The following is a 773-nucleotide window of genomic DNA, read 5'->3' on the forward strand; positions in this document are numbered from 1 at the left end:
GACACAGGTGGTCAGGTAGAGAATACTCAGGCGCTTGAGAGAACTCGGGTGAAGGAACTAGGCAAAATGGTGCCGTAACTTCGGGAGAAGGCACGCTGGCGTTAGGTGAAGGGGTTTGCCCCCGGAGCCGAAGCCAGTCGCAGAGACCAGCTGGCTGCAACTGTTTATTAAAAACACAGCACTGTGCAAACACGTAAGTGGACGTATACGGTGTGACGCCTGCCCGGTGCTGGAAGGTTAATTGATGGGGTTAGCCGCAAGGCGACGCTCTTGATCGAAGCCCCAGTAAACGGCGGCCGTAACTATAACGGTCCTAAGGTAGCGAAATTCCTTGTCGGGTAAGTTCCGACCTGCACGAATGGCGTAATGATGGCCAGGCTGTCTCCACCCGAGACTCAGTGAAATTGAACTCGCTGTGAAGATGCAGTGTCCCCGCGGCAAGACGGAAAGACCCCGTGAACCTTTACTATAGCTTGACACTGAACATGGAGCCTTGATGTGTAGGATAGGTGGGAGGCTTGGAAGTGCGGACGCCAGTCTGCATGGAGCCATCCTTGAAATACCACCCTTGAATGTTCGATGTTCTCACTTAAGCCCGTTATCCGGGCTGAGGACAGTGTCTGGCGGGTAGTTTGACTGGGGCGGTCTCCTCCCAAAGCGTAACGGAGGAGCACGAAGGTTGGCTAATCACGGTCGGACATCGTGAGGTTAGTGCAAAGGCATAAGCCAGCTTAACTGCGAGAGTGACGGTTCGAGCAGGTACGAAAGTAGGT

Annotated in this window: 1 rRNA gene; it reads left to right on the forward strand. The window is 54.2% G+C overall.

Annotated features, from left to right (window positions below):
• Positions 1-773: ribosomal RNA gene (locus OO184_RS24925) — 23S ribosomal RNA — on the forward strand; the annotation flags it as partial.

Origin of the sequence: Photorhabdus aballayi, assembly GCF_026153155.1 — a bacterium.
In the GTDB taxonomy this organism is placed as follows: domain Bacteria; phylum Pseudomonadota; class Gammaproteobacteria; order Enterobacterales; family Enterobacteriaceae; genus Photorhabdus; species Photorhabdus luminescens.